Here is a 23,042-nt window from a genome sequence, read left to right as displayed (position 1 = left end):
CTGGCAATCAAGACGGTCAGCGCGCAAATGCAGACAGTGAAAAAAAGCCTGTATGAACTGTTCATACAGGCTTGGCGCCGGCATTTAGCCGTGGCGCGGTTTAATCACAGTTGCCATTGAACAACGCTTCCTTGTTGCTGGACGACGCCTGACGCACGAAACAGCCCGGGGCCACATCATGCGTGAGCCACACGTTGCCTCCTACCACGGCGCCCTTGCCGATGGTAACCCGGCCCAGAACCGTTGCACCGGCATATATAACGACATCATCTTCAACAATCGGATGTCGGGCAATGCCCTTGCTCAGATCGCCATTGCTATCGGTTGGAAAACTCTTGGCGCCCAGGGTCACGTTCTGATACAGCCGCACCCGCTCGCCGATAATCGCGGTTTCCCCAATGACCACACCGGTTCCATGATCGATAAAGAACCCGGCGCCGATTTTTGCTCCCGGGTGAATGTCAATGCCGGTCTGGCCATGCGCCAGCTCGGCAGCAATGCGCGCCACCAGGGGAACCCCCAGCGTATACAGGCAATGGGCCAGCCGGTGGTAGACCATGGCAAGCACCCCGGGATAGCATAACAGCACTTCATCCACACTCTTGGCAGCCGGGTCGCCGGAATAGGCCGCGTAGACATCGGTATCCAGCAAGCTGCGTACATCTGGCAACTTGCGTGCAAATTCCCGCACGATCCCTACGGCCTTGTCTTCCAGTTCGGCCGGATCAACGTTTTCGTTGCGATACTGGTGGCGTACTTCAAGCCGCACCTGGGTCAGCAGTGTGTTTAACGCAACCCCGATGGTGTGGCCGACATAAAAATCTTCGTTTTCCTGCAACAGATCGTTGGGACCTAGACGCATGGGAAACAGCGCGCCGATCACCAGTTCCAATGCCCCGTTGATGGTATGCGGCGACGGCAGATGGCGCCCGCCCATCTCCTTGAGGCGGTTCTGGTCTGCACGCCATTTGAAGCGTGCTTCGCGCAGACCCATCACGATTTCATCGAGCGGAAAAGTCTGGGGATTGACCGAGGAAGATTCACATTTGTAAATTGGCATAGCAGTAGAACCTGTATGAAAACCGGGATAAACAGCAATAAGAATATAACTATTTTTACCACACTATTTCGATCGCGCCGGAAGAACCCTTGTGGCATCAGGGCATTTACGATCACATCATAAACGCTGATGATTTATCTGGTCGCCTCATCGTCTCCTGATTGTCGCCCTTTGCCGTTACGGCGCCGTCCGGGCCTGCAGCGCCTGTTTGTCCCAGCCCCCGCCAAGCGCGGCAATCAATTGCACGCTGGCCTGCAACCGCTGGCTTTCCAGTTGCAGGGCAGTCTGCTCTGCCGAGTAGGCGGTTGACTGTACCTGGACCACGCTCAAATAATCGACGAGTCCGGCCAGATACTGGTTCTGGGTTATGGCCAGCGACTGGCGGGCGGCAGTCAGTGCACGCATCTGTGCCGCCTGCTGGCGTTCCAGTACCCGCAGCGTACTGATGGCGTCTTCCACTTCCTGCAGGCCGGTCAGCACGGTTTGACGATAGGTCGCCACTTCGGCGCGATAGGATGCCCTGGAGGCATCCACCGCTCCCGCGCGCGCGCCGCCATCGAGCACAGTCATGGCCAGTGCAGGGCCGAGCGACCAGAACTGCAGCGGCGACGCCAACCACTGCGCCAATGTGGCCGTGGTATTGCCTACAGAGCCACCCAAAGTCAGATCAGGAAACCAGGCAGACTGGGCCACGCCGATCTGCGCGTTGGCCGCTGCCACCCGTCTTTCGGCTGCCACAATGTCGGGACGCCGCAGCAGCAGCGTAGAAGGCATGTCTACCGGGATGGAGGGGAACTGAACATCGTAAGCCGCCGCTTCGATGGCAAACGACGCGGGCGGCTGGCCGATCAGTACGGCAATGGCATGCTCCAGCACATTGCGATCCGCTTCAATGGCAATGGCCGAGGCGCGCGCGCTCTCAAGCTGCGCCTGGGCGCTGACCACGTCGGCGCGGGCAGCCACACCCTGATCATAGCGATTCTGGTTAATCTGTACCGAGCGTTCGTACGCGCGCACATTGGCCTGCAGCAGGCGCTTGCGTTCGTCCAGCATGCGCAGGGCGAAATACTGCTGGGCCAGGGTCGATTGCATGCTCAGGCGGGCGGCAGCCACATCAGCCCTGCTGGCCTGTTCATCGCTTCTGCTGCTCTCGTACTGCCGACGCAGTTTGCCCCACAAATCGGCCTCCCATTGCAGGGATACGGAACCATTCACCGAATTGCCAATGCCGGCGGCCGATTTGGCCCGATCGCCCGACAAGCTGAAACCGGTCGTGGGAAAAAATGAAGAGCGTGACTGTGCTGTCGCTGCCACAGCCTGATCGTAACGCGCTACGGCCTGGGCCAGCGTCTGATTGGAAACATTCAGGCGCCCGACCAACTCGTTCAGCAACGGGTCCTGATAGCGCTGCCACCAGCTATCGCTGGCAAGCGGTGCACCCGGCCGGGCTTGCACCCACCCCTGGGCTGATTTGAAACTGACTCCTGTGTCCTGTTGCGGAACAACGTAATCGGGCCCAACAGCACACGCAGCCAGCAGCAGCAAGGCTGCGGCCGCGGCGCCGACGCGCAGCGGATTCAGTAGGAGTTGCACTGCATTTCTGGTGTTTTTCATAAGAGAGAATTCACAACAATTATTGACCTGGACGGGGCGTCACTTCGCTCCCGCCGGCAGGCGTGCTTTTGTTTTTGCGGCGCCGCTCGAAGATGTGGCGCAGTCTATCAAGATAAATATACACGACCGGCGTGGTAAACAAGGTTAGAATCTGGCTCAGGACCAGGCCGCCCACAATCGCGATTCCCAGCGGCTGGCGCATTTCCACGCCGGCGCCGGTGGCCAGAATCAACGGCAACGCGCCGAACATGGCCGCCATGGTGGTCATCATAATGGGTCGGAAGCGCACAATGCAGGCGTCATAAATCGCCTCTTCGGGCGGTACATTTTTTTCCCGTTCAAGCGCAAGCGCAAAGTCCACCATGATAATGGCATTTTTCTTGACGATGCCGATAAGCAGGAAAACGCCGATCAGGGCAATGACTGTAAACTCCATATCGACCATCAACAGTGCCAGCAACGCGCCCACACCGGCAGACGGCAGGGTCGACAGAATCGTCAACGGATGCATATAGCTTTCATAAAGCATCCCCAGAATCAGATACATCACCACCAGCGCGCCCAGAATCAGCAGCGGCTGCTGGGACGAAGACTGCTGAAACAGCTGTGCGTTACCGCCGAAGCCGGCCTGGATTTCATTGGCCGGCAGACCAATGCGGGCTACCGCATTTTCAATCGCATTGCTGGCCTGCTCTAGCGACACGCCTTCGGCCAGGGAAAAGGAAACCGAATCGGACGCCATCAGACCCTGGTGCGATACAGACAGGGGCGAGGTACCGATTTCAAAAGAGGCAAAAGCCGACAGCGGCACCAGCTTGCCATCGGAGGCAATAATCTGCACCGTCTTGAGTACTTCAGGATCCTGCGCGTATTTGACATCAATGCCCATGACCACCTGGTACTGGTTCAGCGCGCTGTAAATGGTGGAGACCTGCCGCTGGCTGAACAGATTATTGAGCACACCGGCAATCGTCGCCATTTCCACATTCAGGCGCTTGGCGTTGTCCCGGTTGATCACCAGTTCAATACGCCGCCCTTTTTCCTCGGCCTCGGACTGCACGTCCACCAGTTCGGGCAACGCCGCCATGGCCTGTCGCACTTGCGGCACCCATTTGCGCAGCGTATCCAGATCGCCCGACAACAGATCATACTGGTACGAGCCGGCTGAATCGCCGCCCCGGCCGGCGCGAATATCCTGCTGCGGCACCAGCGAGAGGCGCGCGCCGGGAATCGTCGGCAGCGACTTGCGCATATCGTTGATAATTTGCGTTGCCGACTGCGTACGTTCGGCAAACGGCTTGAGCTGGATCAAAAAGAAACTGCTGTTGCTGCCGCCGCGTCCGCCGGAATACCCCGAGACCGTGTCCACATTCGGATTCTGTACAATCGCCTTGCGAAAAGCCTCCAGCTTGGGCACGGTGGCGGCAAACGACGTGCCCTGGTCCGCGCGAAAGAATCCCTGGATCATGCCGGTGTCCTGTTCCGGAAAGAATCCTTTGGGAACGGCAATATACAGATAGACGTTCAGGACCACGGTGGCCAGCAGCGTGAGCAATGTCAGAAAGCGAAAGCGGATGGCAAAACGCAACATGCGCCCGTAGCCACTGACAAGTCGATCAAAAAACGAATCCCAGATCCGCTGAGCGCGACCCTTTTTCAAGTTCGGTTCATGCCTGAGCAACTGCGCGCACATCATGGGCGTGAGGGTGAGCGAGACGAGCAGCGATATGGCAATGGCGATCGACAATGTCATGGCAAACTCGAGAAACAGTCTGCCGATCAGGCCACCCATGAACAGCAGCGGAATAAACACGGCCACCAGGGATACGCTCATGCTGATGACCGTAAAACCCACTTCGCGCGCGCCCACCAGTGCCGCGCGCATGGGGTGCATGCCGCGCTCGATATAGCGCATGACGTTTTCCAGCACCACAATCGAGTCATCGACCACGAAACCGGTGGCTACGATCAGCGCCATCAGCGAGACCGTATTGAGCGAGTAGCCCAGAAAGTACATGAAGATAAACGTTCCCATCAGCGAGACAGGCACCGAGATGGCCGGTATCAGCGTGGCGCGCAACCGTTGCAGAAACAGCATGACCACCACAATCACCAGCAGCACCGAGATAACCAGCGTCAGCTCTGCCTCGTGCAACGTCGCCCGAATGCTGGGCGTACGATCCTGTGCCACGTCCAGGTTGACTTGCGGCGGCAGCATCTGGGCCAGGTCAGGCAACATGTCTTTGACCGCATCCACCGTCTGGATGATATTGGCATCGGCCTGCCGTCGCACCAGCAGCACCACGGCCTGCTTGGTATTGTAAAAACCCTTGTTGTACAGGCTTTCTGTCGAGTCATAGACATGCGCGACATCACGCAGGCGCACGGCCGTACCGTTTTTCCAGGCAACAATCAGGTTCTCGAAATCTTTTGCGTAACGCAATTGCCCATTGGTTGCCAGTTGCCACTGATATTCGTTATTGTCCAGAAATCCCTTAGGCCTGACCGAATTGGTCGCTGCCAGTGCGTTGCGAACCGTATCCAGCGAGATGCCCATATTGTTGAGCATATTGGGGTTCAAGTCCACGCGCACGGCCGGCAAGGAACTGCCCCCCACGGTGACCTCCCCCACCCCGCGCACCTGCGCCAGTTTCTGTGCCAGGATCGTGGAAGCAAGGTCATACAACTCCCCTTGGCCAAGCAGATCCGAGGTCAGGGCCAGCACCATGACCGGGGTCGAGGACGGATTGACATTACGGTAGGTGGGCGGCTGCTTCATGCTGCTGGGCAGCAACGGCCGCGCTGCGTTGATGGCCGCCTGCACCTCGCGGGCAGCCGTGTGCACGTCCTTGTCCAGATCGAATATCATGAAAATGGAGGTGGAGCCCTCCGAACTACTGGACAGCAACAGATCAATGCCGGAAATATTGCCCAGCGAGCGTTCCAGCGGGGTGGCCACGCTCGAGGCCATGGTCTCCGGACTGGCGCCCGACAACGACGCGCGCACCACAATCACCGGCGAGTCCAGCGTGGGCAGCGGCGACACCGGCAGCAGGAAAAAGGCGACCATGCCCATCACCGCAACCGCCAGCGCCAGAAGTGACGTTGCTACCGGTCTAAGGATGAACGGGCGGGACAAACTCATATTTCTGCCTGCGCTGCCACATCAGATGGCTTGGGTTTTTTGACCAGCCTGTCAAACATCAGATAAATGACCGGGGTGGTAAACAGGGTCAGCAACTGGCTGCAGATCAGCCCGCCCACCATGGTCAGCCCCAGAGGCTGGCGCAATTCGGCGCCGGTGCCGGTAGAGAGCATGAGCGGAATCGCGCCGAACAGCGCCGCCAGCGTCGTCATAAGGATTGGCCGAAAGCGCAACAGCGCGGCCTGATGAATCGCCTTGACTGGCGGCAGGCCCTGATGACGTTCGGCATCGAGCGCAAAGTCGATCATCATGATGGCATTTTTCTTGACAATACCGATCAAAAGAATAATCCCGATAATGCCGATCATGTCCAGCTCGTTGCCCGAAAGTATGAGCGCCAGCAGCGCCCCCACCGCGGCCGAGGGCAGCGTTGACAAAATGGTCACCGGATGGATATAGCTTTCGTAAAGTACGCCAAGCACAATATACATGGTAAATATGGCTGCCAGCAGTAGCCACAGTGTGCTCGACAGTGAAGATTCGAACGCCTGCGCCGCCCCCTGGAAACGCATTTCCACGGTTGGCGGCAAAGCGATATCAGCCTTGATCTGATTAACGCGCTGCACCGCATCAGATAGCGATGCCCCGGGCGCCAGATTGAAAGACACCAGGGCGGACGGGAACTGATCGACCCGCATGATCTCCAGCAACTCCTGGCCGGGGACAATCTGCGCCAGTTGCGTCAACGCAATCGGCGCGCCGTCAGCGGTCTTGAGATACACCTGCTCAAGATCGGCCGGGTTATCGCGAAAATGCTCGGCCACTTCCATCACCACCCGGTACTGCGCTGCCTGGGTAAAGATCGTGGAGACCAGGCGCTGGCCAAAAGCGTTGTACAGAGCATCATCAATCTGCGTCATGGTAATGCCATAGCGCGCTGCGGCATCCCGGTCCACTTTGACCAGGGTTTGCAGGCCATTGAACTGAAAGTTGTCTGTGACGCCGGCCAGGGTCTTGTCGGCTGCCAGGTGTTCAACAAATACCGGAACCCATTCGCGCAGCTGCTCGGCATCGAGGCTGGACAGACTCAATTGATATTGCGTGCGCGATACCCTGGCGTCAATGGTCAGGTCCTGCGAGGCTTGCAAATATACTTTCATGCCCGGCACTTGCGCCGCCCGGTCTTCCAGGCGCTCCATGACGTTCGTGATATTTTCGCGCTCTGCCGTGGGCTTGAGTTCAACCTGCATCCGCCCGGTATTGAGCGTGGCATTTGAGCCATCCACTCCGATGAACGACGACACCGAGGCGACCGCCGGATCAGCCTTGACTGTCCGGGCAATCTGCACCTGACGTTCGGACATCATTTTGAAAGAGGACGATTGCGGCGCTTCGGTAATGATCTGGATCATGCCGGTATCCTGCTGCGGAAAGAACCCCTTGGGTATCCACATATACAGCAGTACTGTCAGTACAAAAGTGGCCAGCGCCACCAGCAGCGTCAACGTCTGGTGCCGCAGCACGACGGTGAGCATACGATCATAGCCATGAATGACACGCTCGATGGCCTGGCCCATTTTGCGATGCAAGCGATTGCCCTCGTACGCCGACTCGGGCTTGAGCATGCGGGCGCACATCATCGGCGTCAGTGTCAGGGAGATGACAAGTGAAATAATGATGGCAGTGGCCAGCGTAATGGCAAACTCACTGAACAGCCTGCCGATCACGTCGCCCATGAAAAGCAGCGGAATCAGCACGGCAATGAGCGAGACAGTCAGCGATACCAGGGTAAAGCCGATTTCAGCAGCCCCCTTGAGCGCCGCCTGCATGGGGGTTTCGCCATCCTCGATATGACGGGCGATATTCTCGATCATGACAATGGCGTCATCGACCACAAAGCCGGTGGCAATGGTCAGCGCCATCAGCGTCAGATTATTCAGACTGAAGCCCAGCAGGTACATCACACCGAAGGTGCCGACAATGGACAGCGGCACCACAATAGAAGGAATGACGGTGGCGCTGAAACTGCGCAAGAAGGCATAGGTCACCACGATCACCAGCAGGATCGCCATCAGCATTTCATTTTGTACATGGTTGATCGATTCACGAATGGTCTCGGTGCGATCAGCCACCATATCTACCTGCAGCGAAGCCGGCAATGCCTGCCGCAACTGCGGCAACAGCTTTTTCACATTGTCGACCACATCGATCACATTGGCGCCGGGCTGACGCTGGATATTGAGCAAAATGGCCGGTTTGTCGTTGATCCACGCGGCCTGCCGCACATCCTCGGCCGCTTCGATCGTGTTGGCTACATCTTTCAGGCGCAAGGGGGCGCCGTTGTTGTAGGTAAGAATCAGATTGTTGTATTCGGCTGCGGTTTTGACCTGGCTATTGGCATAAATGGTCGTGCCACGGCGTGGCCCATCAATATTGCCCGTAGGCTGGTTGACATTGGCCGCCGTAATGGCGGTGCGCACATCGCTTAACGCCAGGCCGTTGGCGGCCAGGGCCGTGGGGTTCACCTGGATGCGCAATGCCGGCCGTTGCCCGCCCGCAATACTGACCAGACCGACGCCCGATATCTGCGACAGTTTCTGCGCCATGCGGGTTTCGACCAGATCGCGCGCCTCATGCAAGGGCATGTTTTCAGAAGAGATGGCCAGCGTGACTACGGGCCGGTCTGCCGGATTGACCTTGTTGTACACCGGCGGCATGGGCATATCCGAAGGCAGCAGGTTCGATGCGGCATTGATCGCCGCCTGCACCTCCTGTTCGGCCACGCTCATTTGCACATCCAGTCCGAACTGCAGCGTGACCACCGAGGCCCCGCCCGAGCTGGATGACGTCATCTGCAATAAGCCGGGCATCTGACCAAACTGGCGCTCCAGCGGCGAGGTCACCAGCGAAGCCATTGTGTCGGGTCCCGCACCCGGATATAGCGACACGACCTGAATAGTCGGATAATCGACTTCAGGCAGGGCAGAGACCGGCAGCAGACGATAGGCAGCCAGTCCGCTCAGTAATATGGCAATCATCGCCAGCGTTGTCGCCACCGGCTTCAGAATGAACGTGCGCGAGATATTCACTTGATGATCTCGACTTTGGCCCCGTTGCGCAGGCGGTCTACGCCTTCCGAAACCACCTGCTCGCCTTCGGCCAATCCCTTGATGATCTGGGTATAGCCACTATCGACCACGCCCAGTTCGATCTGGCGGGTCTCGACTGTATTGTCTTTTTTCACCACATAGACATAAGGGCCGCGGGAACTGTTCTGAATGGCATCGGACATGACCACCAGCGCGTCGGACACCTCGCGCACCTTCAGTTCCGTATTCACAAACTGGTTTGGAAACAGCGTTTCGTCTTCATTGGCAAAGGTGGCCTTGAGCCGGACCGTGCCGGTTGTCGTATCTACCGCGTTATCCATTGAGGCAAGCTCGCCTTCGGCCAGTTGCACCTTGTTGTCGCGATCGCGCAAAATGACCTTGAGCTTCTCGCCTTTGTATAGCGGGCCGGCCACATCGGGCAGCCAGGACTCTGGCATGGAGAACACCACCGCAATGGGCTGCACCTGGGTAATCGTGACGATTCCATCGGTGGAACCGGCAGACACCAGATTGCCCACATCGACCGAGCGCAGACCCAGGCGACCGCTGATGGGCGCGCGCACTTTGGTATAGGTCAGCGACAGGCGGGCGTCATCCACGGCGGCCTTGTTGTTTTGCGCCTGCCCCTCATACTGACGCACCAGAGACTGCTGCGTATCGACCTGCTGGCGGGCAATCGAATCCTGCTTGAACAGGGTCTGATAGCGTTGCAGGTCACGTTTGGCGTTGGCCAGCAGTGCGGCATGCTGTGCCTGCGTGCCCAGCGCCTGCTGCAGCGCCACTTCGAACGAGCGCGGGTCTATCTGCACCAGCAGATCGCCTTCATTGACCTTCTGGCCTTCGGTAAAGAGGATTTTCTGAATTGGGCCGTCAACCCGGCTGCGAACGGTCACTGTATTGAATGCAGTGACCGTTCCCAGGCCGCTGACACTGACGGTCAGGGATTTTTTCATGGCAGGGACCACGCTGACCGGTGTGGCTACGGTAGCCAGGCCATTGCGCCCGCCTCTTGTGCCCTGTGCTGGCGTCTTAGCCGCCTGCCGCCCGACTTCCGATTTGTCCGCCGGCTCCTGGCTGGCGTTGCGCTGCCAATAGTAATAGCCCCCACCGGCAAGCAACAGAATGATAAGCAGGAGCAGCAGTTTACGGGACTTTCTATTAGTGCTTGAGGGAGCCGACATGGATGTGATAACGCTTCTTATTCGGAAAGCCCCTATTTTTACCTATTTACACCAACGCGGCATCTCTTTTGCGGCTACCTGTAATAAATCGCAACAGACCAGTTGTAACAGGAAGAGGCTTGGGATCACGCCCGATCGCAGCAACCGCTGCGTTCAGACATTGCAGAATGACATTTTGAACGGCGTCGGTGTTGTGATCAGTTGCGTTTTATATTGATGGTCCAATTCGGAAAACCGCACCCACACCACATATTTGTTCGCGCTGATTTCCGGATAGATCAGGCGCTCGCCCGAAACCCAGACGCGCACCATCTGATAAATTTTACCGCCGAGCATTTCCTGGAATACGCCCCCTTCCTGCGTGCCGGCGTCAATCGGACTGCCCGATTCGCGCAGCATTTTCAAAACGACGCTGACGCCGTCGAAAAGCGGCATAAAGGGTTCGACCCATTGGGTGATCGCCCGCTGACGATTGTCTTCGGCCGACAGTTGCCAGGCATGGTAGGAAGGGATATCGATCTGCGAAGTACCGCCGGGCACCGCAAACCGGTTCTTCAGGCTCATGAGCCATTCGTTTTCGCGCGCCGCCTGGCCAATACGACCCTTGCCCATCAGGGCAGCCGACACGCGATTCAAATCGGCAATGGCCGAATCGAGCGCATTCAAATCAATGTTAGGATGGTGGCGGTAGTTTTCAAGATTGGCTTTCTGCCGGTCAATATCCTGCAAAATACCCGAGCGCACTTCCGCGCGATCGCATGTGTCCATAATTTCAAACAACAGGGACAAGGCTACATGCTGATGCATGGGACTGGTACCGTTGATAAATGCAAACAATCGCTTGAACAGATATTCAAGTCGCATCAGGGATCGGATACGCTCATTGATGGGATATTCGTATAAAACCAATTGACTGACCCTTTTGTTTTTTGATATCACATTAAGCAGGTGCTGCGTGCCTGCTCACTGGTGTGATGGATTAGGCGGTGGTAGCGTCCCTGACGCAGCCATGCTGCGACGATAGACGCGCACGTTTGCCGTCCTGCTATTGTGCCTTCTGTTGCCCGATCAACTGCAGCCAGTTCTCGTGCACCTGCCGCACTCGCTCCTCGAGCATGGCAAGTGTAATACCGATACCGTTGAAAATCACATCATCGGCTGCAGCCAGCCGCTGCTGGCGTGACGTCTGGGTACTCATGATTTCCGTGACGGCCTGTACCGAAAGACCACTGCGTGCATGCACGCGCGCGATCTGTTCTGTTTCTTCACAGTCTACCACACAGATCCGGTCCATTATCGGGCGATATCTGGCTAACGACTCAACCAGCAGCGGAATATCGTAGACCAAATAAAGCCCGGTGGCCGTCGCGGCAGCCGCCTGCATGGCCTGACCGATAAGTGGATGCAATATCTGTTCGAGCTGGCGGCGCTTGTCTGCATCCTGGAAAATTTGCTGGCGCATATAGCCGCGATCCATGGCGCCGTCCGCTTGTACTGCTCTGCTCCCGAATACCTGGCCAATGGCAGGCATGGCCCGGCCGCCCGGTTGGGTCAGCGACCGCGCCAGTGCATCGGCATCAATCACGCTGGCGCCCCAGGCAACGAGCAATTGTGCCACGGTGGATTTACCCGAGCCGATCCCCCCTGTCAGACCTATCCTGTACAACGCCAACCCCCGTGAAAAACAAGGCCGGGCGCGTAGCGCCTGGCCTGATCATGCAATATGTGCTGCCGTTCTCTGCGTGCGGGCAATCGCAGGATACATGCACAGCAAGCGCACCCAAAGCCAAACAGGGGCCAAAAGCAATTGTCCGCAGCAGCACGCCGGTAATACATCGTATCACCAGAATGTACACCAGTCCTGCAAAACTGGCCACAAATAATACTACAGGTAATTGATTGTAAGGAAACCAGAGCGCCAGCACGGCAATCAGCTTGACGTCGCCTGCGGCCAGCCCCGGCCTGCCGCCACCGGCTTGAACGGCCATGCAAAGCAGGACGACCATCGCGGCTCCTACAAAAGCCGACAGGGCAAAACGCGGAGCCGGCATTTGCGGCAGGCCGGCAGCCAGCGCGCTCAGGCCAACGGCCAGCAGCAAAATCAGAAGGCAATCGGGCAACAAGCGCATCTGAATATCGGCCAGGGTCAGCAACGCCAACAAATAGAAGAACACTAGCCAGTGCAGCGCCTGACCATGGCTGAGCATGTACAGAAAGATTGGCACAGCGATGCCGACCACAAGCAGCCGCATGCACGCAAAGGTCCTTTTGTCTGCCACAATACCGTCTGTCACGGCAGCGCGGCCGTAGCGCCAGCGCAAAACGGCGCACAGCAGCCCATACGCAGGCCACAGGCTAAGCGCCACCAGAACGCTGAGCAGAAACTTATCCATACTGCTGCACCTGGCAACTAATATTGAAGAATGCCGCAGGATTGACAAACAGGCAAGCGGCCCAGCTCGTTGAACCGGACACCATGATATTGCCCGCAAGCGGCTCGGTGCGAGACGCGGGCATCATCGTAACGCATGTGCCCTGTGGCGATATGTGCCAGCTCAAGGCTCAACCCCATCATTCAGGATGTGGTCAACGCTATCGGAAACCCGATGGCTTGATCCGAGCCGATGGCCTAAGCAGATATGGATATTGCCGTGGTAATATGCCGCTAGTTCAGTGCTCGTCCAGGCCTGTGGCGTCGCCTTAGCCTTACCTCGAACCGGGGCCTCGGTCCTGTTTAATAGGAAAAAAACTGTCATGTCTTGTGTTCCATTCCGTTTTGTGCCGGCACTGCTGTCGGCTTCCCTGCTGGTCATTCTGGCCGGCTGCAGCAGCCCTTCGCAACAGGCTGCCGCAACACAGGCAACCGCAAGCGATACCGCAGCAACAGAGCGTGAGGCAAGACCAATGCCTGCCTATAATGGCGGCGGGCAGATTCAGATTCCCTTTGGCACCTCGGAGCCCACACAGGCCGAACTTCGCGCCGAACGTCAGCGGCAGTCCACGACCCAGGGCCTGATCCCGGAAGGCAGAACCTATCTTGGCTCCATCCCCTGCGAAACGGCAGCGTGTACGGTGCAGCGCGTCACCCTGACACTACTGCCCGACGGACGCTGGCGCCGGATATCGCAGGCGCTGGCCCCATCGGGTTCGGCGCGGATCGACGCCGGCTGCTGGAGACCGGAACCAGGTGCTCAACCAATGATTCATCTGTTACCTGCCAGCGCCAGCGACAGCAGCGCCAGCGTAGCTTCGTTACGCATGCAAAGCCCCGCCGTGCTCTATGTACAGACGTTGGGCGCCAATGCCGTGACCAGACGCTATACGCTCAACATACAGGCCGATACGGAATCGACCAGCGCATTGCAGAACGACACCTCGTTTTTCTGCCCGGCGCGATAGTGACCGGGCCGTGAACGCCCTGCACACGTTGTGCGTTGCGCGGCACCGCTGACGGCTCAAACTTGACGATTGTCGGAAATATGTGGGTTCAGGCGGGTAAACACCTGCCGCGCAAGCTCAGTGGCGTTGCGTACATTCATTTTGCGAAAAATTCGTGCCCGGTGCGCTTCTATAGTCCGTTGCGACACGCCGAGCTCGGCAGCCGCAACCTTATTTGGCAAGCCACGTGTGACAAAAAAGAAAACCTCTTTTTCACGCGGCGTCAGGCACTGTATGAGTACATCCAGCCCCGGCATATTTTCCACTGTTCCCATCTTGATTCCTCGTATTGCTTGTGAAGAAGGGACAAATTATAGTGATCATGACGTCGGCCAAGAACTGTCAGCGTTGACAGTCTATGGTTGATATGCGAATTCCAGGTTATCAATCAAGCGGGTCGCCCCCAGTTTGGCTGCGGTCAGTACGACCAGCGGTTCGTTGGCAACAATCTCCTGCTGCGACGGCGGGTTCAAATCGTGCTGGCGACGTACCGACACATAATCCACCTCCCACCCCCGGTCAGCCAGCATTTTGCGACCGAATGCTTCCAGGGACTCTACAGAGGCATCGCCCGCCTGCAACTGGTTGCGCACCGCCTGCAGGGTCTGATACAGAACCGGCGCTTCAGCGCGTTCGCTGTCCGACAGAAAGCGATTACGCGACGACAAGGCCAGCCCGCTGTCCTCGCGTACTGTTTCATGGGCATAAATGGTGACCGGCAACTGGAATTGGCGGCACATTTTGCGCACAATCATCAATTGCTGGTAATCTTTTTTACCGAATACCGCCACCTTCGGTTGCACACAGGAAAACAGCTTGAGCACAACGGTCGATACGCCGGTAAAAAAACCCGGGCGAAACTCGCCTTCCAGAATGTTGCCCAGGCCATCAGGCGGCTGAATCTTGAAACTTTGCGGCTCCGGATACATTTCCTTGACGGCAGGCGCAAAGAGGACATAGACGTCCCGCCGCTCTTCCAGCTTGCGAATATCTTCTTCAAGGGTACGTGGATATTTGTCGAAATCCTCATTGGGCCCAAACTGCAGAGGGTTGACAAAAATGCTGGCCACAACCGGATCGCCATGCTGGCGAGCCATTTTCATCAGGGCCAGGTGACCCTCATGAAGATTTCCCATGGTAGGAACAAAAGAGGCGCGTAACTGGCCGCGCATCTGGTCTCTGAGTTCTTCAATGGTATGTACGACTTTCAATCTTGTTCCTTTGGCAGGTTAGGCCACGGCCTGGCTGCTGTACGAGAGGCGAATATAAATAGGGGCGTAAGGTTCTGCCTGCGTGATTTCCAGGAGTGTTTCGCGGGCCAGTTCCAGCATGGCCAGGAAATGAACCACCACGACTGCCGCCGGGTCACCCCCTTGCACCCGCTCAATGAACAGGTCCCGAAACTCCATGAACCGCACGTCCGACAGTCGACGCAGAATATGAGTCATGTGATCGCGCACCGACAGCTGTTCGCGCGTAATGTGATGATGCGCGTTCAGTTTGGCCCGTTTCATGATGTCCAGCCAGGCCAAACGCAGATCTTCGGCGTTCACCTCGGGCAGCGCCCGCTCGGTGCTCAGATCCATATAGACGCATGCGCGCTCAAAGTCGCGACCCAACTGCGGCAACTCATTGAGCTTGGCGGCCGCCAGTTTCATCTGCTCGTACTCCAGCAGGCGGCGAACCAGCTCAGCGCGCGGGTCTTCCACCTCTTCACCGGTATCTGATTTTTTGACCGGCAGCAGCATGCGTGACTTGATTTCAATCAACAGGGCAGCCATGAGCAGATATTCGCCGGCCAGCTCCAGATTGTGCTCACGGATTTGATCTACGTAGTTCAGATACTGGCGCGTCACTTCTGACATGGGGATATCCAGAACATTGAAGTTCTGCTTGCGGATCAGATACAGCAACAGATCCAGCGGTCCCTCGAAGGCTTCCAGAAACACCTCAAGCGCATCTGGCGGTATGTACAGATCCTGCGGAATATTAAATAGCGGCTCGCCGTACAGGCGCGCCAAGGCAACCGAATCAATGGTGTCGGGCGTGGAATCCACTTCAGGAGAGACCAGCGCATTGAGCTGATCGGCAGGCACCGTCATTCGGCTGTTCAGCTATTGTTCGAATATACGTAGGGTTTCAGGGGCACTTTGGCCTTCTTAAACCCATCAAGCAGGTCGGCATCCAGTGTTTTATCCCACAGGAGTCCGCGACCCTGCCGCTGCCGCTCTTCAGTACCAGGATGTTCGTCCTTATACTGTTTGATAAACTTGGTGATATCGGATTCGAAATTTTCTGCCATGATTTTGTAACCGTTGGTGTAAATAGCCGTAAACGGCTGCTTGGTGCCGCCATTTTACACCGGAATCCAGACAGGCATCCCGGTGGGCCCCTTAGTGCAGAATCTGGTCCAGGAAATGGCGGGTGCGTTCGTGCTGCGGATGATCAAAAAACGCATCCGGCGTGTTCTGCTCCACAATGCTGCCCTGATCCATGAACACCACACGATCGGCCACCTTGCGCGCAAAGCCCATCTCATGCGTGACGCATAGCATGGTCACGCCCGACTCCTCGGCAAGATTGACCATGACATCCAGCACCTCCTTAACCATTTCCGGGTCCAGCGCAGAGGTCGGCTCATCAAACAGCAGCACCTTGGGGTTCATGCACAGCGAACGGGCGATGGCAACCCGCTGCTGCTGCCCTCCGGAGAGCTGGCCGGGAAACTTGTCGGCCTGATCCGGTATGCGCACGCGTTCAAGGTACTGCATGGCGCTGTCCCGGGCCTGTTGCTGCGACTGCTTCAGCACCCATATGGGCCCCAGCGTCAGGTTTTCGAGTACGGTCAGATGCGGAAACAGATTAAAGTGCTGAAACACCATACCCACGTTTTTGCGCACCTGTTCGATTTTTTTCAGATTGTCGGTCAGCTCTGTGCCGTCAACAATGATCTTGCCTTCCTGATGGGATTCCAGCGCATTGATGCAGCGGATCAGCGTCGATTTTCCGGAGCCCGACGGGCCACAGATCACGATGCGCTCGCCTGTGGCAACGTCCAGATTGATGTCGCGCAGGACATGGAACTGGCCATACCACTTGTTGACGTTTTCCATAAGGATGATAGTTTCTGACACAGATAAACTCCAGGGTCTGGCGGCTAACGCGAATATCCCGTATCCAGCTGTGTTTCAAGCCGTTTTGAATAGCGGGACATGGCAAAGCAAAACACGAAATAAATCAGGGAAATGAATAAATAGGCTTCAATACTGAACCCCCGCCACACCGGGTCTGATAGCGAAGCCTTGGCCGACAGCGTCAGATCGTAAATACCGATAACGACCACCAGCGACGTATCCTTGAACAGGGCAATGAAGATGCTCACCAGTGGCGGGATCACGATCCTGAGCGCCTGTGGCAACACAATTTTGCGCATGGTCTGCCAATAGTTCAATCCGATAGACTGGGCACCTTCAATCTGCCCCCGGGGGATCGCCTGCAGCCCGCCGCGCACAGTCTCTGCCACATAGGCAGAGGCAAACATGATGATGGCGATCTGTGCACGCAACAGTTTGTCAAAAGACATCCCTTCGGGCAGAAACAGCGGCAACATGACAGACGACATAAACAGCAGGCTGATCAGCGGCACACCGCGGATAATTTCAATATACACGACGCACAGCGCCTTGATGACCGGCATATCCGAGCGACGCCCCAGCGCCAGCACCACACCGATGGGAAAGGCAAACGCAATGCCGAAGGTCGACAGGATCAGCGTGAGCGGCAGGCCGCCCCAGCGGGTATTCTCTACATAAGTGAGGCCCGCAAAGCCGCCCCACATCAGGCAGGCAACCATCGTCAGCCCGGCTGCCCAGATGGCAAACAGCCGCATATTCCAGAAGCGTCGCATCGCGCTGCACACAATGACCGCAAGCAGCACCAGCGTGGCCAGCAAGGGACGCCATTGCTCATCGTAAGGATAGGTGCCGAACAGAATAAGCCGATATTTTTCCCGAATAAAGGCCCAGCAGGCCCCGCCAGGCCCGGCGCGACATTCCTGGGCATTGCTGGCGGTGAAATTGGCTTTGAGCAGGGCCCACTCCACAAGAGGCGGCAGCCCCATCAGCAACAGCCACGCGATGAGCATGGTAATCAGGATATTGAGCGGTGAAGAAAACAGGCGCGCCCGCAGCCAGCCGGCAATGCCGCTTTTTCCCTTGGGCGGCGGCAATGCCGCTGCAACACCCGGCTCCCGGTTCGTGATATTCATGGCTATCGCTCCACCAGCGCAATGCGCCGGTTATACCAGTTCATGAACAGGGAAATGGACAGGCTGACGGTCAGATACGCTGCCATGACAATGAGAATGCCCTCTATGGCCTGCCCCGTCTGGTTCAGCGTTGTGTTGATGATTGACACAATATCCGGATAGCCGATCGCCACCGCCAGCGAACTGTTTTTCATCAGGTTCAGATAAGTGCTGGTCAGCGGCGGAATCATGATCCGCAGCGCCTGCGGCAACACCACCAGCCGCAGCGCGCGACGACGGCTCAGGCCCACGGATCCGGCCGCTTCCCACTGGCCGCCTGGCACGGCCTGTATCCCCGAACGCACAATTTCCGCGACAAAGGCCGAGGTGTAGATAACCAGCCCGCTTAGCAGCGCCGTCAGTTCCGGGGAAATACTGGCGCCTCCGGCAAAATTGAAGCCCTTGAGTTCTGGAATGCTGAAGGCCAGTTGCCCGCCGCCGAAAAAAAATCCAGCCACCGGCAACAGGATAAAAAGCGCAAGGCCGATCGGCCACAGCGCCGTTTGTGTGCCGGTTCGGATTTGCCTGCGGCGCAAATACCGACCTGCCGCAAGGGTGATCAATAGCGCTCCCACAACACCGGCTACAATCCATATCAGGCTCTCGCCTTGCGCAAAGGGAAATCGCAGGCCCCGGTTCGACAGAAACACACCTGGCATCGGGTGCATGGCCTGGCGCGGACCGGGCAAGGTTTCCACAATCAGCGCGTACCAGAAAAAAAGCTGAATCAACAGCGGAATATTGCGCAGCACCTCGACATATACCGCAGCCAGTTTTGCGATCAGCCAGTTTTTTGACAATCGGGCCACCCCGACCACAACGCCCAGCAGCGTGGCCAGCACGATGCCGGCAAGGGAAACATAAAGGGTATTGAGCAGACCCACCAGAATGGCGCGCCGATACGTATCGGTCGGCGAATAATCAATAAGCGACTCGCCGATGGCAAACCCGGCCTCGCGCCCCAGGAAATCGAAGCCGCTGCGGATATTGCGCACTTGCAGATTATGCATGGTATTGGAAACCAGATACCAGACGCCGGCGGCCACCAGCCCGAGCACGATTATCTGATAGACGATCGAGCGAAACGTTGGATCACTCCAGGAAAAGGCCAGGCCTTTGGATTTGTTTTTCTTCATGCGTTACAGTGTCAGGCGGGGCCGGCATTAGCCGGCTCCGGGTCCTGCGATCAGGTGCGAATCAAAGGTCGAAACCACATCGTACCTGTTTTTGGCGCTCAGCGAACCGGCATGGCGTAAAGAATGCCGCCATTGTGCCAGGTGTTGTTCAAGCCGCGTTCCAGTTTAAGCGCGCTGTCGGCTCCCACATTGCGGGCAAAGCTCTCGCCATAATTGCCCACCGTTTTAATGATGTTGTAGGCCCATTTTTCATCGACGCCAAGATTTTTGCCCATGCCAGGACTGACGCCCAAAATACGCTGGATATTGGGATTAGGCGATTTGGTCATTTCATCCACGTTCTTGGACGTAATGCCGTACTCTTCGGCTTCGATCATGGCATTGAGGGTCCAGCGGATCACGTTGAACCACTGCTCATCGCCCTGCCGCACCATCGGCCCCAGCGGTTCCTTGGAGAAATTCTCGGGCAGGATCTCGTATTCGTCGGGCTTTTCCATCGTGGTTCGCACCGAGGCCAGGCCGGATTTGTCGGTCGTCAGCGCATCGCAGCGGCCCGAGGCGAAGGTACGAATCACTTCGTCGAACTTGTCGATGACAACGGGCTTGAACTCCAGCTTATTGCTGCGGAACCAGTCGGTCAGGTTCAGCTCGGTGGTCGTACCCGGTTGAACACAAATGGTCGCGCCGTTCAGTTCCTTGGCGCTTTTGACACCCAGGTCCTTTTTCACCATGACGCCCTGGCTGTCATAAAAATTGACGCCAACCCCCATCAGGCCCAGCGTCGTATCGCGGGTCAGGGTTTGCGTGGTGTTACGCGTAAGCACGTCAATCTCCCCCGATTGCAGTGCCGTAAAGCGCTGCTGGGTACTGAGGGGCGTGAGTTTTATTTTACTGGCGTCGTTGAACATGGTGATCGCGATCGCCTTGCACAAGTCGACATCCAGCCCCGATGCCTCGCCCTTGCTGTCAATGATGGAGAAGCCCGGGATACCGGTACTGATCCCACACTGAACAAAGCCCTTGGCCTTGACGGCATCGAATGTTTTACCGGCCTGGGCCGGCGTCGCGATTACCGTAAAAGCGCCTGCGGCCAGCAATGCCGCTGTCCTGATCATTTTCATATTCATCCCCTGGTTAAGAAACCGTCCCCCGTTGATCAATCCGCCGTGTACATGATGGGAAACTGCTGCTGTCGATTTTTTGTTTAGCGGTTTTCTCTTGCGGTATCCTAGAGTATCCATTCACGCATTGACAATCGTAAATACCCTAATACATCTGCAATTACTCTAAAATGCGCATTAACAGAACCGAATTTTGAATAACCGGATCCACATGATTCAATTTCAGCATGTCTTCAAATCTTACGGGCAGGGCGCCAATATCCTGGCTGATATCAACTTCAGTATTGCACCGGGTGAATTCGTTTTCGTCTCCGGCCCATCCGGGGCGGGCAAATCCACGCTGCTCAAGCTGATCGGCGGACTGGAAGCGCCAACGCGCGGCTCCATTATCGTCAAGGGCCAGCGCATGGACCAGATCGGTAACCGCGCAAGGCCCTATCTGCGCCGCGCCGTTGGCGTCATCCTGCAAAACATGCACCTGCTGTATGACAGGACTGCTTTCGAAAATGTCATGCTGCCGCTGGCCGTTATTGGCCTGAACTCGGACAAGGCAGCCGCACGTGCCCGGGCGGCAATTGAAAAGGTGGGGCTGTCCGGCAAGGAAAAACTCAACCCAATCGCGCTTTCAGGCGGCGAACAGCAGCGCCTGGCCATTGCCCGCGCCATCGTCAACAAGCCCGCCATTCTGATCGCCGACGAACCAACGGCCAACCTGGATCAGGCCAGCGCACAGAAAATTCTGGAAGTCTTCCGTGACTTCAATCGTGTCGGCGTGACCACGCTTATCGCTTCACATGACCTGGAACTGCTGCGTCGGCACGCCAACCGCACCCTGCTGATCGAACCGGGCCGTTTCAAGGATCTGGGAACACACGCATGAAAACCTGGATAAGACATCATTTTTACGCTATGCGTATCGCCATCCGGCGACTGCTGGCCACGCCATTTTCATCACTGACCAATATTGCCGTCATTGCACTTGTGCTGGCGCTACCGCTGCTGGCCAGTTCCATTCTAGTATCCATGGAGCCGGTTGCGCGCAATGTCTCAGTTAATCCGGCCATCACCCTGTTCATGAAAGCGCAGGTGCCGCTGGCAGAAACGCGCGAGCTGGGCGAGCAGTTGCAACAGGAAAACCAGGCCTATATAGAAAAACTGGAAGTGATCGACAAAAACGACGCGCTGGCAGGATTGCGGGCGTCCGAATCCTGGTCCAACGCGCTGAAAGTGCTGCCACGCAATCCTCTGCCCAATTCGATTGTCGTGACGATCAAAGCGACCGGCGATCAGGCCAGCAAGGCCCAGGAACTGGCGCAGACATGGAGCAGCCTGGACAATGTAGACACGGTGCAGTTCGACAGCGCCTGGGTTCAGAAGCTGGACGCCATTCTTTCCTTTACCCGCGGCGTCCTGCTGCTGCTGGCCATCGGCGTTGCCGTGGTGGTGGTCGGTACGGTATTTAACACCGTGCGCATGCAGGCCCTGGTGCAACGGGAAGAAATCGCCGTCGCGCGTCTGGTAGGCGCTACCGAGTCATTCGTGCGGCGTCCGTTTCTATATCTGGGCGCCCTGACCGGCATGATTGCCGGCGTATTGTCGCTTTTGCTTACCACGTTCGGCCTGGCTTCGCTCAACGGCGCCATCGCCCGGCTCTCGCAGAGCTATGGCACCGATTTCGTCATCCGGCTACCCGATGTCACCTGGCTGGGCACCGCCATTGTGCTGGTGATGATTGTCGCTGCGCTGGCGGCCCAATGGTCCATGACCCGGCATTCGCGTTTCTGATCCATGTCGTTTGCCGGTACCGTCATCGAGTGGCAGCGTGAACGCGGCAGGCACGACCTGCCGTGGCAGGGCAGCCGCGATCCCTATCGCGTCTGGCTCTCGGAGATCATGCTGCAGCAAACGCAAGTAGCTACGGTTATTCCATACTACGCCCGCTTCCTGTCCCGATTTCCCACACTCGATGCGCTGGCCCAGGCCAGCCAGGAAGAGGTCATGCCCTATTGGGCGGGGCTGGGCTACTATGCCAGGGCGCGCAATCTGCACCGCTGCGCCAGGGTCGTCATGAATGATTGGAACGGATCTTTCCCGGAAAATGCCCAGGATATTACCAAGCTGCCGGGCATTGGGCCGTCTACGGCCAACGCCATTGCCGCCTTCTGCTACAACGCACGCCAGCCTATCCTGGATGGCAATGTCAAGCGTGTTTTTTGCCGCTATTATGGCATCGAGGGCGATACGCAAAAGAAAGCAACCGAAAGCATCCTGTGGGAACGTGCCTGGCAGCATCTTGAGGCCGCCCCGGACGATGTAGATATGGCGGCTTACACGCAAGGGCTGATGGATTTGGGTGCGACCTTGTGTACACGCAGCAGGCCCGCCTGTGATCGTTGTCCGCTGGCTGTCCATTGTGTGGCCAGGCGCGAAGGCCGGCAGGCGCAGCTACCCACGGCACGCCAGCGCAAGGTGATCCCGCAACGCCACGTGTGTGTATTGATTCTGGAACACAAGGATCAGATCCTGATGTATCGTCGTGCAGACAAAGGCATATGGGGCGGATTGCTGACGCTGCCCGAATTTGTCGACCGCCAGGCCTGTGCCGCCTATCTGCAGCAGGCGCTCGGCGAGCACGCGTTGCCCGTGCCGCTGGCGGCATTCGAACATGTATTCACCCATTTTCGCCTGCATATCGAACCGGCGCTGCTGCACGCATCTGCCCTGCCCGCCGCGCTGCCGCCCGTCGGCGACGATGCCGACCAGCCCAGCCGCTGGCAGTGGGTAGCCCTGGACGCGCTACCGGATACTGCGCTGCCCGCGCCCTTGCGCAAACTGCTGACGGGCTATTTTGATAAGGACAGCAACCGCGCAACCGACACACCCGGCCTGTTCTGACCCGGCTACAGGTCGCTTGCAGCGCACCAGCGGTGG

20 protein-coding genes are annotated in these 23,042 nt (G+C 57.4%); 4 read left to right on the top strand and 16 right to left on the bottom strand.

Translation table 11 applies throughout. From position 1 onward, the window contains the following. Positions 1 to 100 precede the first annotated feature (100 nt). The 8 genes from epsC to INT32_RS15675 form a co-directional block, all read right to left on the bottom strand. Positions 101 to 1,060, bottom strand: coding sequence for a serine O-acetyltransferase EpsC (epsC, locus tag INT32_RS15710; protein WP_193089658.1), 960 nt, complete (start codon positions 1,058 to 1,060; stop codon positions 101 to 103). 177 nt (positions 1,061 to 1,237) lie between these two features. Beyond that, on the bottom strand, positions 1,238 to 2,653 hold the full coding sequence (locus INT32_RS15705; RefSeq protein WP_370540247.1) for an efflux transporter outer membrane subunit: 1,416 nt from the start codon (positions 2,651 to 2,653) through the stop codon (positions 1,238 to 1,240). A gap of 40 nt (positions 2,654 to 2,693) precedes the next feature. Continuing rightward, positions 2,694 to 5,819 carry an efflux RND transporter permease subunit gene (locus tag INT32_RS15700; RefSeq protein WP_193089656.1) on the bottom strand — a complete coding sequence of 1,042 codons (3,126 nt, stop codon included), beginning with the start codon at positions 5,817 to 5,819 and terminating at the stop codon, positions 2,694 to 2,696. Next, positions 5,816 to 8,908, bottom strand: a complete 3,093-nt coding sequence (locus INT32_RS15695) for a multidrug efflux RND transporter permease subunit (RefSeq protein ID WP_193089655.1) — start codon at positions 8,906 to 8,908, stop codon at positions 5,816 to 5,818. The genes INT32_RS15700 and INT32_RS15695 overlap by 4 nt, the downstream gene beginning before the upstream one ends. After that, on the bottom strand, positions 8,905 to 10,110 hold the full coding sequence (locus INT32_RS15690) for an MdtA/MuxA family multidrug efflux RND transporter periplasmic adaptor subunit (RefSeq protein ID WP_193089654.1): 1,206 nt from the start codon (positions 10,108 to 10,110) through the stop codon (positions 8,905 to 8,907). The genes INT32_RS15695 and INT32_RS15690 overlap by 4 nt, the downstream gene beginning before the upstream one ends. A gap of 153 nt (positions 10,111 to 10,263) precedes the next feature. Further along, a complete protein-coding gene (gene zapD / locus INT32_RS15685; protein WP_370540246.1) occupies positions 10,264 to 11,049 on the bottom strand; it encodes a cell division protein ZapD in 786 nt (261 codons plus the stop codon). 106 nt (positions 11,050 to 11,155) lie between these two features. Continuing rightward, positions 11,156 to 11,782, bottom strand: coding sequence for a dephospho-CoA kinase (gene coaE, locus INT32_RS15680; protein WP_193089652.1), 627 nt, complete (start codon positions 11,780 to 11,782; stop codon positions 11,156 to 11,158). Further along, positions 11,736 to 12,503 carry an A24 family peptidase gene (locus INT32_RS15675; RefSeq protein WP_193089651.1) on the bottom strand — a complete coding sequence of 256 codons (768 nt, stop codon included), beginning with the start codon at positions 12,501 to 12,503 and terminating at the stop codon, positions 11,736 to 11,738. The genes coaE and INT32_RS15675 overlap by 47 nt, the downstream gene beginning before the upstream one ends. 361 nt (positions 12,504 to 12,864) lie before the next feature. Here INT32_RS15675 and INT32_RS15670 point away from each other — a divergent pair, with 361 nt between their 5' ends. After that, positions 12,865 to 13,509, top strand: coding sequence for a hypothetical protein (locus tag INT32_RS15670; RefSeq protein WP_193089650.1), 645 nt, complete (start codon positions 12,865 to 12,867; stop codon positions 13,507 to 13,509). 56 nt (positions 13,510 to 13,565) lie between these two features. Here INT32_RS15670 and INT32_RS15665 read toward each other — a convergent pair whose 3' ends face one another. The 8 genes from INT32_RS15665 to INT32_RS15630 form a co-directional block, all read right to left on the bottom strand. Continuing rightward, the gene (locus INT32_RS15665; protein WP_193089649.1) at positions 13,566 to 13,823 is read right to left on the bottom strand and encodes a response regulator transcription factor; all 258 of its coding nucleotides are present in this window, start codon (positions 13,821 to 13,823) and stop codon (positions 13,566 to 13,568) included. An 81-nt stretch (positions 13,824 to 13,904) separates the two neighbouring features. After that, entirely contained in the window at positions 13,905 to 14,759 is an 855-nt protein-coding gene (gene panC / locus INT32_RS15660; RefSeq protein WP_193089648.1) for a pantoate--beta-alanine ligase, read from the bottom strand. An 18-nt stretch (positions 14,760 to 14,777) separates the two neighbouring features. Beyond that, positions 14,778 to 15,650 carry a ScpA family protein gene (locus INT32_RS15655; RefSeq protein WP_193089647.1) on the bottom strand — a complete coding sequence of 291 codons (873 nt, stop codon included), beginning with the start codon at positions 15,648 to 15,650 and terminating at the stop codon, positions 14,778 to 14,780. 8 nt (positions 15,651 to 15,658) lie between these two features. Further along, the gene (locus tag INT32_RS15650) at positions 15,659 to 15,850 is read right to left on the bottom strand and encodes a DUF3460 family protein (protein WP_193089646.1); all 192 of its coding nucleotides are present in this window, start codon (positions 15,848 to 15,850) and stop codon (positions 15,659 to 15,661) included. Between the two features lie 91 nt (positions 15,851 to 15,941). Next, positions 15,942 to 16,661 carry an amino acid ABC transporter ATP-binding protein gene (locus tag INT32_RS15645; RefSeq protein ID WP_193089672.1) on the bottom strand — a complete coding sequence of 240 codons (720 nt, stop codon included), beginning with the start codon at positions 16,659 to 16,661 and terminating at the stop codon, positions 15,942 to 15,944. A 44-nt stretch (positions 16,662 to 16,705) separates the two neighbouring features. Continuing rightward, positions 16,706 to 17,815 carry an amino acid ABC transporter permease gene (locus tag INT32_RS15640; RefSeq protein WP_193089645.1) on the bottom strand — a complete coding sequence of 370 codons (1,110 nt, stop codon included), beginning with the start codon at positions 17,813 to 17,815 and terminating at the stop codon, positions 16,706 to 16,708. Between the two features lie 2 nt (positions 17,816 to 17,817). Then, positions 17,818 to 18,990 carry an amino acid ABC transporter permease gene (locus tag INT32_RS15635; protein ID WP_193089644.1) on the bottom strand — a complete coding sequence of 391 codons (1,173 nt, stop codon included), beginning with the start codon at positions 18,988 to 18,990 and terminating at the stop codon, positions 17,818 to 17,820. A 98-nt stretch (positions 18,991 to 19,088) separates the two neighbouring features. Continuing rightward, positions 19,089 to 20,111 carry an amino acid ABC transporter substrate-binding protein gene (locus INT32_RS15630; protein ID WP_193089643.1) on the bottom strand — a complete coding sequence of 341 codons (1,023 nt, stop codon included), beginning with the start codon at positions 20,109 to 20,111 and terminating at the stop codon, positions 19,089 to 19,091. Between the two features lie 211 nt (positions 20,112 to 20,322). Between INT32_RS15630 and INT32_RS15625 the strand changes: the two genes are divergently transcribed. The 3 genes from INT32_RS15625 to mutY are packed head-to-tail and all read left to right on the top strand — an operon-like array spanning position 20,323 to position 23,006. Beyond that, a complete protein-coding gene (locus INT32_RS15625; RefSeq protein ID WP_193089642.1) occupies positions 20,323 to 20,991 on the top strand; it encodes a cell division ATP-binding protein FtsE in 669 nt (222 codons plus the stop codon). Then, complete coding sequence (locus tag INT32_RS15620; protein ID WP_193089641.1) at positions 20,988 to 21,896, top strand: ABC transporter permease; 909 nt, start codon at positions 20,988 to 20,990, stop codon at positions 21,894 to 21,896. Before INT32_RS15625 ends, INT32_RS15620 begins: the two co-directional genes overlap by 4 nt. A 3-nt stretch (positions 21,897 to 21,899) precedes the next feature. Beyond that, positions 21,900 to 23,006 carry an A/G-specific adenine glycosylase gene (gene mutY / locus INT32_RS15615; RefSeq protein WP_193089640.1) on the top strand — a complete coding sequence of 369 codons (1,107 nt, stop codon included), beginning with the start codon at positions 21,900 to 21,902 and terminating at the stop codon, positions 23,004 to 23,006. Positions 23,007 to 23,042: the final 36 nt, after the last annotated feature.

Source organism: Advenella sp. FME57 (genome assembly GCF_014897675.1).
In the GTDB taxonomy this organism is placed as follows: Bacteria; Pseudomonadota; Gammaproteobacteria; order Burkholderiales; family Burkholderiaceae_B; genus Advenella.
The sequence above is the reverse complement of the archived record's forward strand: the minus strand, read 5'-3'. Positions and strand labels throughout refer to the sequence as shown.

Excerpts from the sequence above, each read along its gene's own strand:
- epsC (WP_193089658.1), bottom strand. The coding sequence starts at position 1,060 with ATGCCAATTTACAAATGTGAATCTTCCTCGGTCAATCCCCAGACTTTT.
- INT32_RS15700 (WP_193089656.1), bottom strand. The coding sequence starts at position 5,819 with ATGAGTTTGTCCCGCCCGTTCATCCTTAGACCGGTAGCAACGTCACTT.
- INT32_RS15690 (WP_193089654.1), bottom strand. The coding sequence starts at position 10,110 with ATGTCGGCTCCCTCAAGCACTAATAGAAAGTCCCGTAAACTGCTGCTC.
- INT32_RS15675 (WP_193089651.1), bottom strand. The coding sequence starts at position 12,503 with ATGGATAAGTTTCTGCTCAGCGTTCTGGTGGCGCTTAGCCTGTGGCCT.
- INT32_RS15670 (WP_193089650.1), top strand. The coding sequence starts at position 12,865 with ATGTCTTGTGTTCCATTCCGTTTTGTGCCGGCACTGCTGTCGGCTTCC.
- INT32_RS15665 (WP_193089649.1), bottom strand. The coding sequence starts at position 13,823 with ATGGGAACAGTGGAAAATATGCCGGGGCTGGATGTACTCATACAGTGC.
- INT32_RS15655 (WP_193089647.1), bottom strand. The coding sequence starts at position 15,650 with ATGACGGTGCCTGCCGATCAGCTCAATGCGCTGGTCTCTCCTGAAGTG.
- INT32_RS15650 (WP_193089646.1), bottom strand. The coding sequence starts at position 15,850 with ATGGCAGAAAATTTCGAATCCGATATCACCAAGTTTATCAAACAGTAT.
- INT32_RS15645 (WP_193089672.1), bottom strand. The coding sequence starts at position 16,661 with ATGGAAAACGTCAACAAGTGGTATGGCCAGTTCCATGTCCTGCGCGAC.
- INT32_RS15640 (WP_193089645.1), bottom strand. The coding sequence starts at position 17,815 with ATGAATATCACGAACCGGGAGCCGGGTGTTGCAGCGGCATTGCCGCCG.
- INT32_RS15635 (WP_193089644.1), bottom strand. The coding sequence starts at position 18,990 with ATGAAGAAAAACAAATCCAAAGGCCTGGCCTTTTCCTGGAGTGATCCA.
- INT32_RS15630 (WP_193089643.1), bottom strand. The coding sequence starts at position 20,111 with ATGAAAATGATCAGGACAGCGGCATTGCTGGCCGCAGGCGCTTTTACG.
- INT32_RS15625 (WP_193089642.1), top strand. The coding sequence starts at position 20,323 with ATGATTCAATTTCAGCATGTCTTCAAATCTTACGGGCAGGGCGCCAAT.
- INT32_RS15620 (WP_193089641.1), top strand. The coding sequence starts at position 20,988 with ATGAAAACCTGGATAAGACATCATTTTTACGCTATGCGTATCGCCATC.
- mutY (WP_193089640.1), top strand. The coding sequence starts at position 21,900 with ATGTCGTTTGCCGGTACCGTCATCGAGTGGCAGCGTGAACGCGGCAGG.